Annotated in this window: 15 protein-coding genes; 5 read left to right on the forward strand and 10 right to left on the reverse strand. The window is 40.1% G+C overall.

Features of this window, described 5'->3' with window-relative positions; translation table 11 throughout:
• Positions 1-7: 7 nt before the first annotated feature.
• Positions 8-1309 carry an EAL domain-containing protein gene (locus tag ACZ5XR_RS22975; RefSeq protein WP_464498796.1) on the reverse strand — a complete coding sequence of 434 codons (1302 nt, stop codon included), beginning with the start codon at positions 1307-1309 and terminating at the stop codon, positions 8-10.
• 176 nt (positions 1310-1485) lie between these two features.
• Here ACZ5XR_RS22975 and ACZ5XR_RS22980 point away from each other — a divergent pair, with 176 nt between their 5' ends.
• Entirely contained in the window at positions 1486-1752 is a 267-nt protein-coding gene (locus tag ACZ5XR_RS22980; RefSeq protein ID WP_464498797.1) for a DUF3055 domain-containing protein, read from the forward strand.
• A 67-nt stretch (positions 1753-1819) separates the two neighbouring features.
• Positions 1820-2101 carry a cytosolic protein gene (locus ACZ5XR_RS22985; protein WP_464498798.1) on the forward strand — a complete coding sequence of 94 codons (282 nt, stop codon included), beginning with the start codon at positions 1820-1822 and terminating at the stop codon, positions 2099-2101.
• A gap of 32 nt (positions 2102-2133) precedes the next feature.
• On the opposite strand, the gene ACZ5XR_RS22990 is transcribed toward ACZ5XR_RS22985, so the two are convergent.
• Positions 2134-2409 carry a YutD family protein gene (locus ACZ5XR_RS22990; protein WP_464498799.1) on the reverse strand — a complete coding sequence of 92 codons (276 nt, stop codon included), beginning with the start codon at positions 2407-2409 and terminating at the stop codon, positions 2134-2136.
• A gap of 113 nt (positions 2410-2522) precedes the next feature.
• On the opposite strand from ACZ5XR_RS22990, the gene ACZ5XR_RS22995 reads away from it, so the two are divergent.
• Complete coding sequence (locus ACZ5XR_RS22995; RefSeq protein ID WP_464498800.1) at positions 2523-3155, forward strand: YhcN/YlaJ family sporulation lipoprotein; 633 nt, start codon at positions 2523-2525, stop codon at positions 3153-3155.
• A gap of 114 nt (positions 3156-3269) precedes the next feature.
• On the opposite strand, the gene lipA is transcribed toward ACZ5XR_RS22995, so the two are convergent.
• Positions 3270-4187, reverse strand: coding sequence for a lipoyl synthase (lipA, locus tag ACZ5XR_RS23000; RefSeq protein ID WP_464498801.1), 918 nt, complete (start codon positions 4185-4187; stop codon positions 3270-3272).
• Positions 4188-4415: 228 nt separating this feature from the next.
• Between lipA and ACZ5XR_RS23005 the strand changes: the two genes are divergently transcribed.
• Entirely contained in the window at positions 4416-5411 is a 996-nt protein-coding gene (locus ACZ5XR_RS23005; RefSeq protein WP_464498802.1) for a M23 family metallopeptidase, read from the forward strand.
• Positions 5412-5439: 28 nt separating this feature from the next.
• Here the strand turns inward: ACZ5XR_RS23005 and yunB are convergent, their stop codons facing one another.
• The 5 genes from yunB to ACZ5XR_RS23030 all read right to left on the reverse strand — a co-directional run bounded on the left by yunB (position 5440) and on the right by ACZ5XR_RS23030 (position 9724).
• Positions 5440-6225 (reverse strand): sporulation protein YunB, encoded by a 786-nt coding sequence (yunB, locus tag ACZ5XR_RS23010; RefSeq protein WP_464502414.1) that lies wholly within the window; start codon positions 6223-6225, stop codon positions 5440-5442.
• A 92-nt stretch (positions 6226-6317) separates the two neighbouring features.
• A complete protein-coding gene (locus tag ACZ5XR_RS23015; RefSeq protein ID WP_464498803.1) occupies positions 6318-6620 on the reverse strand; it encodes a YunC family protein in 303 nt (100 codons plus the stop codon).
• A 59-nt stretch (positions 6621-6679) separates the two neighbouring features.
• Positions 6680-8020, reverse strand: a complete 1341-nt coding sequence (locus tag ACZ5XR_RS23020) for a bifunctional metallophosphatase/5'-nucleotidase (RefSeq protein WP_464498804.1) — start codon at positions 8018-8020, stop codon at positions 6680-6682.
• Between the two features lie 16 nt (positions 8021-8036).
• Entirely contained in the window at positions 8037-8864 is an 828-nt protein-coding gene (locus ACZ5XR_RS23025; RefSeq protein ID WP_464498805.1) for a sulfite exporter TauE/SafE family protein, read from the reverse strand.
• A gap of 14 nt (positions 8865-8878) precedes the next feature.
• The gene (locus ACZ5XR_RS23030; protein WP_464498806.1) at positions 8879-9724 is read right to left on the reverse strand and encodes a DUF72 domain-containing protein; all 846 of its coding nucleotides are present in this window, start codon (positions 9722-9724) and stop codon (positions 8879-8881) included.
• A 156-nt stretch (positions 9725-9880) separates the two neighbouring features.
• Here ACZ5XR_RS23030 and ACZ5XR_RS23035 point away from each other — a divergent pair, with 156 nt between their 5' ends.
• Positions 9881-10804: a nuclease-related domain-containing protein gene (locus tag ACZ5XR_RS23035; RefSeq protein ID WP_464498807.1), complete on the forward strand. Its 924-nt coding sequence runs from the start codon at positions 9881-9883 to the stop codon at positions 10802-10804.
• Between the two features lie 87 nt (positions 10805-10891).
• On the opposite strand, the gene ACZ5XR_RS23040 is transcribed toward ACZ5XR_RS23035, so the two are convergent.
• Both ACZ5XR_RS23040 and sufB read right to left on the reverse strand, forming a co-directional pair.
• Positions 10892-11050, reverse strand: a complete 159-nt coding sequence (locus ACZ5XR_RS23040; RefSeq protein ID WP_464498808.1) for a hypothetical protein — start codon at positions 11048-11050, stop codon at positions 10892-10894.
• A gap of 312 nt (positions 11051-11362) precedes the next feature.
• Positions 11363-12760 (reverse strand): Fe-S cluster assembly protein SufB, encoded by a 1398-nt coding sequence (sufB, locus tag ACZ5XR_RS23045; RefSeq protein ID WP_464498809.1) that lies wholly within the window; start codon positions 12758-12760, stop codon positions 11363-11365.
• Between the last annotated feature and the right edge of the window lie 26 nt (positions 12761-12786).

The following is a 12786-nucleotide window of genomic DNA, read 5'->3' on the forward strand; positions in this document are numbered from 1 at the left end:
TTCCTTCTCATGTTGCAATCCCTCTGGCCAATGCGGTAGGCTTCGCATAGAAATAACCCTGAGCCAAATCCACATTATACCTTGTCAGTACGGATGCTTCTTCTTCATTTTCAATACCTTCCGCCACCACTAAGGATCCGGCCTCCCTCGCTACAAGCAGCAATCCTTTTAACATCGATTCCTTTACCGTGTTTTTATCGATATTCTCAATTACAGAACGATCGATTTTAATGATATCCGGCATAATTTCACTAATCGTATTTAAACTGGAATACCCCGCCCCTGTATCGTCGACAGCAAGCCTAAAGCCCATTAACCTTAATATTTTTAAATTATATTTGAAATCCTTCATCTCATCAATGGAGTCTCGTTCCGTAATTTCAATGGTAATTTGTTTGGGAGATATTCCGCGATATTGTGCCATCAAGCTTTTTACATCCCCTGTAAAGCGAATATTCCCTATTGTAAGTGGTGTACAATTTACAAAAATATCAGCACGGCATTTTGAGGCCTTTATTTGCTGTAACGTTTTTTCAAACACAATCATTTCAAGTTCATAGAGCAAACCTGTCTGCCTTGCAACCGAAATAAGAGGCTCAGGGTCCTCCAAGGCGGAACCTTTTGGTCCTCGGGTCAGCATCTCCCAGGCTTTTATTTTATTTGTTGCGACATCAATAATCGGCTGTGCCAATAAATGCAAATCCTTCTTTGATATGATCTTTTTGATCATAAACATCATTTCATTTAATTCCTTTTCAACTCTTCTCTCCGCAACAGCAAATGCTTGTCTATGTGCTCTTTCAATAGAATTCTGAACAGAGTAATAATTTTTTTCGACAAACATATAGCCTGCATCAAAAGTAAGCTGGAAAGAAGGATTCTGCCGGATTAAACTGCTCTGTACTTGAAGTGCAATCTTTTTAACAAAATCATCAATATCCGAGATGGTATGGCGATCATAATCCACCTTTAGTAATAAAGTAAAGGCTTCGCCGTAAAAGTCATGGAGTGCGATGACATCATTCTCTTCAATTTCCTGTTTAATATAATGGTGAAAGATTTTTTTCATTTTCTTATGCAGGTATGTATAATGGAAATCTCGCTGGTTTTCTGCCAATTCTCTTATGTTTTTGATCGTAAAAACAATGACTGCTACCTCATGTCCTTGATTAAATGCAGCCGTTACACCCTCCAAAATCGGATCTCGTATTAAAAATAATGGAGGAAAGTACCGAATGGACGAAAGAGGTAAAAGTAACTTCCACCATTGTAATACATTTTTGGCTTTTTTCATGTACCAACGGACCATTCACTTCATCCTCTCCAGAGTTTGCATACGAAACTATCTCCATTATACCACATTTTGACACTTTTCGTATTTTTTCGTCATTTCCTTAAATGAAAAATCAAAACTCCCTTTGTGGCCTAAAGTTTGATAATATAAAGAGGATGTCGAAAAAGTTGTTTACAAAGGAGACCATTTTTATGAGTGATCGTTTTTTCTTATATGATGATACAGAAAATACAAAGACAAGATTTGTCAGCTTTGTAGGGGCAAATCAACGGTTTGACCTTGCCATTGTTCACACAGGCCGCCATTACGGAAAGCATCTGGTCCTGGATATTCAAGGAAATCGTTTTGCCATCATTGGCCAGGATGATCTCGAAGAAGAAGGCTATTTGGAGTTTGCTTTTCAGTTAAATGAAGAGGATGCTGAGGAATTACGCTCTTTTTTGTATGAATTAGTTTAGTTTATATTCGTGCTCATGTTTTTCATTCCCTTTTCTCATACTAAAGAGGAAAAAGGAGTGAACTAGTATGGACGATAAAGAATACACAGAGCTTTCCAATGTCGAAAAACAGGAAAATTACTTAACGGCTGAGGAATATCCTGAAGGCCCCTATGGGTCACCAAGACGGAAGGATGAACCTGTTCAGAATAAAAGTACCCCGTGGAAGGAAGGGCAGCGCTATTATAGTGCCTTTAATTACGAATTCAAATCGTTGCATCAAGAAATGCCACGGCAAATGGAAGGTGCCCACCTTACACATGATGACCCTGACACCGACGCCCAGCCTCCCTATTCACAAAATGAATAGAAAAGTAAAAGAAGGACCCTAAGGCCCTTCTTTTACTTTTTCACTTTTTTCAAGACAAAATAAGCACAGCCGAAATTACAATATTCGTACAAATATTCGCGCAGTGTACTGATTTTTGTATCAAATGTTGCTTTTTGATTTTGATCGTCAAAAAAGCCCTTGAGCCTCAACTGACTGTAACCCCAATCACCGACAACATAATCATACCTTGATAAAATATCACTATACCTTGCTTTTAAGGCTTCTTCATTAAAACCATTCCGAAAATCCTCGACAATTTCGTAAACGGTATTATTAATCATTATCATGCTATCACCTCATTTTACCAGCCAATCCTACTACTCATTATAACCGATTCCCCATCAATTACTAAGAGAAAAAATCATCCTTTTGGCTATTCTAAAAAAAGGAGGTGATTTCATTGAGAAAAATAATCGTCATCCTCGGATTATGTGCGGTCACAGCCCTTACCGGCTGTTCAAAGGGCATGAACACCAATGATGTTTACGAGGAAAGCGGTAACAGCATTAACGTAAACAATAATCGAACAGATCTTTATAATGAGAGCGCCACGAGAAGCATTCGGAACGTAAGCAACAATTATGGCTATGTCCGTCATCAGAAAAGCCCAATTATGAATGACAATAATAATCACTATTCCGCTCTTAATCGTGAGCAGCTTGCCAATATGATCAGCACGTTGAGTACAAGTATACCCCATGTCCATGATGTAGCCACATTAGTAACCGACCAAGAGGTACTAGTGTCCTATGTAACGGACACAAAAAATCGGAATATGACTGCTGACCAAGTAAAGAAGACGGCAATGTCTGTTGTTCCAAGATACTTTCATGTTTATGTCTCAGATAATAAAGCGTTGATGAAGGATGTTGAGAGTCTATCACATCTTGATTCAACCAGTCGAAATGCACGCCATTCCGTTAACCATTTAATTACACAAATGAAAAAATCACCTCAAGGTAAGCGGATGAATCAAAGTGAAAATGAAAATGGTCTGACACCGGATGACCATGGGTACCATTCCAATCATTAAAAGAAATAAGGGTCTGACCCCACAACGTTAATATATAGCTGAACTTATCTTAAAAGCGACTATATATTGAGTGTTGTGCAAGGGGGTCTGACCCTTATGTTGGCACACCTTTGTTTATGCTTCTTTTTGCTCCTGCTCACCGAGGATTTGTTTTTGCTTAGCTGCCGCATTGACTTGTTCATCAGCATGGTAAGATGATCTTACCAATGGACCTGACTGACAGTGACTGAAGCCCTTACTCATGGCAATTTGTCTTAATTCTTCAAATTCCTCTGGGGTATAATATTTTTGAACCTTTAAATGCTTCATTGTCGGACGCAAATACTGCCCGATTGTCATAATATTGACGTTGTTTGCCCGAAGATCATCCATTACTTCAAGAATTTCTTCTTTCGTTTCGCCAAGGCCAATCATTAAGCTGGATTTGGTTGGGATATCCGGGTTTATTTCTTTTGCACGACGTAAAAATTCAAGTGAACGATCATATTTAGCTCGTGCCCTGACACTAGGAGTCAGCCTTCTTGTTGTCTCGATATTATGGTTTAAAATATCAGGCTTTGCTTCCATTAGTATTCTTAAATTTTCTTCTTTCCCACCCATATCGGAAGGAAGGACTTCAATACTTGTAAATGGACTTTTTCTGCGAATAGCTCTAACGGTTTCAGCAAAAACAGCTGCCCCGCCGTCCTTTAAATCGTCACGGGCAACAGCCGTTACAACAACGTGCTTTAAATTCATTAAGACAACAGAATCAGCCACTCTTTCCGGCTCCTGCCAATCCAATTCTGAAGGTAAGCCCGTTTTGACTGCACAGAATCGGCAAGCACGCGTACAGACATCACCAAGTATCATAAATGTTGCCGTTCTTCTTTCTGCCCAGCATTCATGAATATTCGGGCACTTAGCCTCCTCACAAACCGTATGGAGGTTTTTTTCCCGCATCATTTTTTTTAAACCAACATAATGCTCATTGGTATTTAATTTTATTTTCAGCCAATCCGGCTTTCTTAGATTTTGTTCTTTCGTGCTCATTTCTTCCACCCCTATGCTCTAAATATGTATGATAAATGAGTGTCTACAGATGTCACTTTAACACACTGTCCATAGAACGACAAGGTGAATCGTCAAGGTTAAGTTTTAAAAATTAATGACAATTTATTCTATCTAGACATTCCCTGTTTGATTACCATTTATTGACGATAATGAAAACCGTCCGAAATCATAAACTAATCTTGTACATTAATCGGAAGGAGGATTCCTGTGCGGGCATTTCTGATTATTGGAACTATTGCTTTATTCTTTATTTCAACCTATGCTGTCAGGGATGCCGAGGCGAAAGAACTTAATCCCTATGGAGAAAGAATGAAGCTGTATAAGAAGGTCGAAACGGTTACGCAAATTCCTTGGTACTACTTGGCCGCCATCGATCAATATGAGCGCAATATTCGCCAGGTTCGCCGCGACTTACCTAAAGCGGAAAGCGTAATAGGCATTTATATCAGTCCTGAAAAATGGGCAGGTCTGACAAATCCGAATCCATCAGATGAAAATCCCGGTACCATCCAGTTTTTTAATGGGATGGGAATGGATGGGAATGGGGATGGAAAAGCTGAATCAGATAATGATGAAGATATTTTATATGCGTTTGCTAATTATCTCCTTTCCTATGGGGTTGATCATGATAATTTAAAAATTGGCTTATGGAATTATTATCATCGTGATAAAACGGTCGGAATAATCGTTGGAAAGGCAAAAATATACCGGCATTTTGGCCGCCTTCATTTAGATGAACATTCCTTTCCAATGCCCATCCGCTCAAACCACAGCTACCGCAGTACATGGGGCGATGCGAGGGGCTGGGGGGGCAGGAGAATGCATGAAGGGACCGATATATTTGCCGGTTATGGTGTTCCAGTAAGAGCAACAAACTATGGAATTGTTGAGATGAAAGGCTGGAACAAATTTGGCGGCTGGCGAATCGGGATTAGGGATATTAATAATACGTATCATTATTTTGCCCACTTGAGCGGCTTTTCCAGGGATTTAAAAGTAGGACAAATCGTTGAGCCCGGAATGGTAATCGGTTCAGTCGGAAGCTCAGGATATGGCCCCCCTGGAACATCTGGTAAGTTCCCGCCACATTTGCATTATGGCATGTATAAGGATAATGGATACACAGAGTGGTCTTTTGACCCTACTCCCCATTTAGCCATGTGGGAACGAATGGATAGGATCAAACTAAGAAAAAGAAGATAACGAGGATGCCACATGACATCCTCGTTTTTTATTTGCCCGATTTGGTTTTTGAATTTCCATTCGAAGTCCCAGACTGCGGCATTTGAATAGCCGGCAGCATTCCTCCGCCATTGTTATAAAATTGCGGAACGGGTCCTTCGATAAATCTGCCGCCAACTGGAATATGCTGATTAAGTGTCGTAATTTTAGTCGCGAACGGGGTAATAATTTGGACATGCACTACAAAGTCAATGGATACATCAATCCATGTATTATTAATTCCGAGAGGCGTTGGCTTCACCTTTACATCCGGCCTGACATCCCCGATTGCCGTAAATTTCACCGGAATTTTCGGACCTAAATTCCCAAACAAAGCAAGATTCGTTGCTTGCCCCATTGGAACGTACCAGACCATGCCATCTGACATTTTTGACGGATTGGTTTCAATCTCTGTATCAGTGAGCTGCTCCAATGTCGCAATATCGCCTTTTTCAGCCGATGTAATATTTTTTTGGATTTGATTCGTTAATTCAGCTAATTTCTGATTGACGATTTCCGTTTTTAATTTGGCCGTCGGGGCACTTCCATTGGTGCCAGGCACTATTTCAATGACATCCCCAACATCCACCGTTTTTTGACTAATAGCGTTATTGATGACAAGCGTAGCTATTTTCCTGGATTGAGATGTTGCATATCGCATGAGCGTTGGTTCAATTCCTTTATTAATAATCCAAAAACCGGCCGCAGTAGATAAAAGGAAAAATACCAATGTTAACAACGTTACGTAACGGAGTGGCAGAGGTCCCCGTTTCCGGACCTTTGCGCGAAATTTCACCAAAGAAAATCCCCCCTCAAGCTATATGTATGCAGTGTGAGGGTGAACTAGCCTTATAAAAGGAAAAAAAGCCTGCTGGACTATGCAGGCTTTTATATCATGTACATTAGTGCATCTTTGCCGATCATGCCTTTAGTGATTCCCAATTCTTCTGCCTCGTAGGTGACCGACTCTAGTGGTGCATTAAGAAGCTGCTCTATTGTTCTCACTCCAACAGCCCGGCCAGCTATAATTTTACGGTCCTTTAATTTATCATTTAATAAACCGACATCCAAGGCGCCGCACATGATATATCCCTTATCGCTTGTTACTGCCAGCAATGTGGTTTTTGGCAGTAAAACGGTTACAGCCAAAAAGGTATGGCCGTTTAGTTCAATTGGTGAAAGTTCAATCAATTTCCACACCCCTTCCCTTATCACTTTATGAAAGTTTTGAAAAAGAGTGTATTATCCCATCATTTCGCTTGTAATTTCCATTTTAAAATATCACGCAAAAATTCCGGAAGAAAATAGTGTTTTGCTTTTTTCGGAAAAATCTCAGTGAAAAAGTGACCGAACGTAAACATATCCGGAAGGGCCAAGGTATAGCTTTTGTCCGGATCTAATTCTTGACCATTAAGGTAAATGGAGTTGTTTTCAGCAAATCCTATCCGGCTGTAAACAAAGGTCCCGATCACAGTTCCTCTAAAGCCAAGCCCTTTTAAGTGCCGCTTAGTCAATGTGTCATCTCTTGTCTCCATTAGTACAGCATGCAGTTCACGCCCCGTTAATTCAATCATACAAGGATTAATCGGGTGTGGACAAATGGTGAGCAAATCATAAAGAGAGACATCACCGGACAGAGGACCTAATAAAAGGCCAGCGTTGATAAATGAGCAATCTGCTTCGCACCACTCCCTAAGTGCCTCACAAAGTATCTGTGCAAGCTTTGTTTCTTGAAAGGGATTAGAAAGAAGCGGTGCCGATAAAGTTGTAACCTTTTGCTGCAATAATTCTTTGCCTTTTTTAAAAAAAACATCTGTGTCCTCTTGCACAGGCAGATTTTCAAAACTATATAAAATGGCTTCTTTACGATGAATCATTTTATGCTCGTCCACTTGGAGAATGACCTGGCCAACAAATTCACCATACTTTCCAGCAGCGGCAATGAGGGTATGTTCAACCTGCTTTCCTTTTTCTAAAAAATGATGGGTATGCCCGCCTAGGATTACGTCAATTTCCGGAAATTCCAAAGCAATCCTTTCATCGGCCTCAATGCCGAGATGGGAGAGGAGGATGATAATATCCGCTTCTTTTGAAATGGATTTCAGGCCTATTTTCAGTTCCATAATCGGGTCTGTCAGCTCCCATCCCAACAATTGATAAAGGTGGGAAAAAGGGGCTGTTAAGCCAATAACCCCTACCTTAGTTCCTCTCGAGGTTTGATAGATCTTATAGGGCTTCAGCCAATCGGGTGAAATCTTTCCCTTCTTATATAGATTGGCTAACAATACATCAAAATCCGCCTCGTCATATAAATGGTCTAAATCTTCAAAAGGGAAATTAACGCCTTCATTGTTCCCGATTGTTACAGCTGTGTATGTACATTTATTCAACAGCTCGATATTCCCCTTGCCTTTTGTTCCCTCAGAATAAGGATGCCATCGATCCACAAAATCGCCAATATCAAAAAGGAAAACATCCTCACCTTTTTTAAAATGAGCCTCTTTTTGATTTATGAGAAATTGCTCAATCCTTGGCCAATGTTCCAGGTGGCTGTGAATATCATTGGTATGATAAATCTGGATAACTTCCATTTCTTCATTCCATCCTTTATAGCAGTCCTGAGATGCCTTGATAGATTAACCGAATCCCAACAATCACTAGGATTGTCCTTAAAATTAGCACGATCGTTGTGCTTTTTAGTTTGGAATTTAAATATACCCCTACCTTTGCTCCTATCCATGCTCCCGGAATTAATGCCAAAGCGTATAGCCAATTGACGTTCCCGAGCGCAAGATGGGTAATCGAGCTGAGGATTGAAGTGGGCAAAATCATAAACATCGATGTAGCCACTGCCACATGCGGCGGGAAGAAAAACACCAAAATCATGGTAGGAACCATTAATGAGCCGCCGCCCACACCAAAAATCCCCGATAGAAATCCTACAGCAAAGGAGATGAGAATTCCTAAAAAGGGATTAAAGCCATATTCAAAGATTTTCCCTTCATTATCTGTAAAAGTGCGGACGATTCCATTATCTTTCTTATAGGGAATCGGTTTTAATTTATCCTTTAATAAAAGGACAATAGAAACAAGAAGAATAAATAGTCCAAAAAAGATATTGAAGGAATGCAAATTTAATTTTTCTGTCACCCAGGCGCCGAGGATGCTGCCCGGACCGCTTCCGATGATAAAAATCAGACCGCTCTTATAATCAACTGTTTTCTTTTTCATATAGGCAAGCGTCGAGGACAAGCCCGTAAAGATCATGGTAAATAAAGAGGTTCCGACAGCCATCTGTGGCGTAATATGTTCAAACCAGGGCATACTCCCAAAGTAGAGCAAGGCAGGGACAACGATAATCCCGCCACCTAGTCCAATCAAGGAACCTAATGAGCTGGCCAATAGACCAACCAGCAATAATATAACCCATTCCATTTTTGAATACTCCTTTAAAATAAATCTAGTTGCCTTGGAGCAAGATCCTTATATTCTATCTTTAAGAGATCGATCAGCTCTTTTGCGTTGTCTGCTGCATCACCGCCGGAGTTATTATTAAAAAGAACGTAAACCTGCTTGCATTCCTTTTGTAAATTCAAGATGGATTCTGCCCATTCTTCCAGCTCCTGCCGATTATAGCGATAAAGGTAGCGGACCTCCCGCCAATTATCCTCCTTCCGCTTTTGCCACCCATGAACATTACGGCCGTGTAATCGGATTAGAACGGTATTGGGATTGACTGGATCCAGAATCGTCGGAATGGAACCCTCGCCGGATTGAGGTTCGTCACAAATACTGTGAATCCAATTTTCCTTTTTTAAAAAATCCAGCGTTTTTTCGTGATATTGGTGTGTAAACCATGATTGGTGGCGGAATTCAAGAGCACATGGAAGATTGCCCATTTCGTTCTTGCACCATCTTAAATACTCAACATTTTCCCGTGTGCATTTGAACCATGGCGGAAACTGAAACAGGACCATGGCTAATTTATTTTTATCTATGTAAGGTTGGAGCGACTCCTTGAAGGCCTGGAACATCTCTTGTTTATTTTGAAAAGGGATCTCGCCCCGCATATGCCCGGTCATGCCTTGATAGGCTTTGACAATAAATTGAAAGGATTCGGGTGTTTCATTGACCCATTTTTCGGCATTCCTGTTGGGCTGTATCGCATAAAAGGCCGTATCAACCTCCACAACTGGGAAATGCCCTGCATATTCCTTTAGCTTATCCCGCGGGGAAATTTGCCCGGGATACAAACTATCATGATCCCCCCAGCCTGTAACACCAATGTAGATCAATGTGAACACCTCCGTTTCTTTATAATAGCATTTTTTGTTATCGGTTTGGATATTTCGGCTAGGTAAGAATTGAAAACATTAACAAAATATTCATTAAGCTGCCACTCAAGTATGTCCCATTTTTTGTAGAATTAAATGTAGAGAAGGAGGAAGGTTATGGAAAAATCAAATATGCCCATCAAGCCTCGTTTTGAATCAGATAAATTAAAAATTTATCGATTTTTAAACTTAAGAATGTCCCTATCAGAAAAAGAAATAAAGTATTATCACAACTTAGAAAAAGGCTTTGCAGGGGAAGTGATGTTTGACAAGTTAATGGAGAACCTTATAGGTGAAAGGATTATTATAAATGATTTATTACTTGAGCAGAACAATTCAAAGTTTCAGAGCGACTCCGTTATTTTTTCTCAAGGTGTCATTGACCTTTTTGAAGTAAAAAATTATGAAGGCAATTATAAATATGAAGATGACAAGTTTTATACCTTATCTGGAAATGATATTAAAAATCCCTTGCATCAGCTGGAACGCAATGAAATATTACTTCGTCAGTTTCTTCAAAGTATTGGATGTTATTTGCCAATAGAACCACATCTTATTTTTATGAACCCCACTTTTACTTTATATCAAGCCCCAATAAACAAACCCATTATTTATCCGACACAGCTTAGTCAATTTATGGAAAAATTTAATATGAAACGATCAAAGTTAACGAGCAAACATTCCAAATTTGCTGATCAGCTTTTATCAGCACATTTAATTGATTCTCCTTATCAGGGTTTACCAAGCTATCGTTATGAAATGTTAAAAAAGGGAATGACCTGTTTACGATGCCATTCATTTTTCATTTTTGTTTCGGGGAATATAATTGTTTGTTCTAAATGCGAACATAAAGAATCAGTTGAGTCAGCCGTATTGCGGTGTGTAGAAGAAATTAGGCTTCTATTTCCTGATATTAAAATTACAGCAAATGTGATCCAAGATTGGTGTAGAGTTATTGAGTGTAAAAGGAGACTAAGTAGAATTTTAAGTAAGAATTTAACTGTAAAAGGGTATGGCCAGTGGACATCCTATGAATTGTAGATTTAATTTTTTCTGTTAGGGCAGCCTATTGTTAGGCTGTTTTTTATTTGGGAAATCGAGTTTAACTTTTTTAGGTGTGGTAGTTTTTTAGAAATATTTTGTTTGGAGAGTTTTTGTGTTACTCACGATACTTTCACCTGCTTCTATCTGATTTTTTTCTGGCCTATAGCATTTATTGGCGACAATTTCAGCTTCTTCGTCCTCTTTTTTGTCGCCTATAGCCTTCATTGGCGACAGTTTCAGCATCTTCGTCCTCTTTTTTGTCGCCTATAGCCTTCATTGGCGACAGTTTCGACTTCCTCTCCCTCTATTTTGTCGTCTATAGCCTTCATTGGCGACAGTTTCGGCTTCTTACTCCTCTGTTTTGTCGCCTATAGCCTTCATTGGCGACAGTTTCGGTTTCCTTCCCCTTTATTTTGTCCCCTATAGCCTTCATTGGCGACAGTTTCGGCTTCTTCCTCCTCTGTTTTGTCGCCAATAGCCCAATTTAAATATCTTTCGCAGAATCTTCACCAATAAAAAAACCGCCTGCCACAATGGGCAAGGCGGTTCCACATATTAACCGATCGAGCCTTCCATCTCGAACTTAATGAGACGGTTCATTTCGACGGCGTATTCCATTGGTAATTCTTTTGTAAATGGTTCGATGAAGCCCATAACGATCATTTCGGTTGCTTCCTGCTCTGAAATACCACGGCTCATCAGGTAAAAGAGCTGCTCTTCAGATACTTTAGAAACTTTCGCTTCGTGCTCGAGCGAAATGTTATCATTTAGAATTTCATTATACGGAATCGTATCTGAAGTAGATTGATTATCCATAATCAGCGTATCGCACTCAATATTGGAGCGTGCGCCATCTGCTTTACGGCCAAATTGGACCATTCCGCGATAGGTTACTTTTCCGCCATGTTTCGAAATTGATTTCGATACAATTGTGGAAGAAGTATTCGGTGCTAAGTGAATCATTTTCGCACCTGCATCCTGGTGCTGACCTTTACCGGCAATCGCAATCGATAAAGTCAAACCGCGGGCACCTTCCCCTTTAAGAATGACAGCAGGATACTTCATTGTTAGCTTCGAACCAATATTGCCATCAATCCATTCCATAGTCGCATTGGCATCGCAGGTAGCACGCTTTGTTACAAGATTGTACACGTTGTTTGCCCAGTTTTGGATCGTAGTGTAACGGCAATAAGCATCTTTTTTAATGATAATTTCAACAACTGCACTGTGAAGTGAGTTCGTGGTATAGACTGGTGCTGTACAACCTTCAACATAATGTACATGTGCACCCTCATCTACAATAATCAATGTCCGTTCAAACTGACCCATATTTTCAGAATTGATGCGGAAGTATGCTTGTAATGGCGTATCCACTTTCACGCCTGGCGGTACATAAATGAAGGAGCCCCCGGACCACACAGCAGAGTTCAATGCCGCAAACTTATTATCAGTCGGCGGAATGACCTTTCCCCAGTGCTCACGGAAAAGTTCTTCATTTTCACGCAATGCGGAATCTGTATCCTTAAAGACGATTCCAAGTGCTTCAAGATCTTCCTTCATGTTATGGTAAACAACTTCGGATTCATATTGGGCGGAGACCCCAGCAAGATACTTTTGCTCCGCTTCAGGAATACCAAGCTTATCAAATGTTGCTTTAATTTCTTCCGGTACTTCGTCCCATGACTTCTCGGATTTCTCAGATGGTTTTACGTAATAGGTGATTTCGTCAAAGTTTAATGAATTAAGGTCGCCGCCCCATTGTGGCATTGGCATATTATAAAAATGCTCAAGTGATTTTAAGCGGAAATCCAGCATCCACTTTGGTTCACCTTTCATTTTTGAAATTTCTTCCACTATTTCACGTGTTAAACCACGCTTTGACCGGAATATGGAAACGTCTTTATCGGCAAAACCATATTTATAATCACCGATTTCAGGCATTTTTTTTGCCATAAAAGTGTTCCTCCCTTTTTAACAGG

The sequence above is a fragment of the Neobacillus sp. Fa239 genome (assembly GCF_055395235.1).

What these genes read in the sequence shown, in the direction of transcription:
- ACZ5XR_RS22975 (WP_464498796.1), bottom strand. Translation starts at nt 1,309, where the DNA reads ATGGTCCGTTGGTACATGAAAAAAGCCAAAAATGTATTACAATGGTGG.
- ACZ5XR_RS22980 (WP_464498797.1), top strand. Translation starts at nt 1,486, where the DNA reads ATGAGTGATCGTTTTTTCTTATATGATGATACAGAAAATACAAAGACA.
- ACZ5XR_RS22985 (WP_464498798.1), top strand. Translation starts at nt 1,820, where the DNA reads ATGGACGATAAAGAATACACAGAGCTTTCCAATGTCGAAAAACAGGAA.
- ACZ5XR_RS22990 (WP_464498799.1), bottom strand. Translation starts at nt 2,409, where the DNA reads ATGATAATGATTAATAATACCGTTTACGAAATTGTCGAGGATTTTCGG.
- lipA (WP_464498801.1), bottom strand. Translation starts at nt 4,187, where the DNA reads ATGAGCACGAAAGAACAAAATCTAAGAAAGCCGGATTGGCTGAAAATA.
- ACZ5XR_RS23020 (WP_464498804.1), bottom strand. Translation starts at nt 8,020, where the DNA reads ATGGAAGTTATCCAGATTTATCATACCAATGATATTCACAGCCACCTG.
- ACZ5XR_RS23025 (WP_464498805.1), bottom strand. Translation starts at nt 8,864, where the DNA reads ATGGAATGGGTTATATTATTGCTGGTTGGTCTATTGGCCAGCTCATTA.
- ACZ5XR_RS23035 (WP_464498807.1), top strand. Translation starts at nt 9,881, where the DNA reads ATGGAAAAATCAAATATGCCCATCAAGCCTCGTTTTGAATCAGATAAA.
- ACZ5XR_RS23040 (WP_464498808.1), bottom strand. Translation starts at nt 11,050, where the DNA reads ATGCTGAAACTGTCGCCAATGAAGGCTATAGGCGACAAAAAAGAGGAC.
- sufB (WP_464498809.1), bottom strand. Translation starts at nt 12,760, where the DNA reads ATGGCAAAAAAAATGCCTGAAATCGGTGATTATAAATATGGTTTTGCC.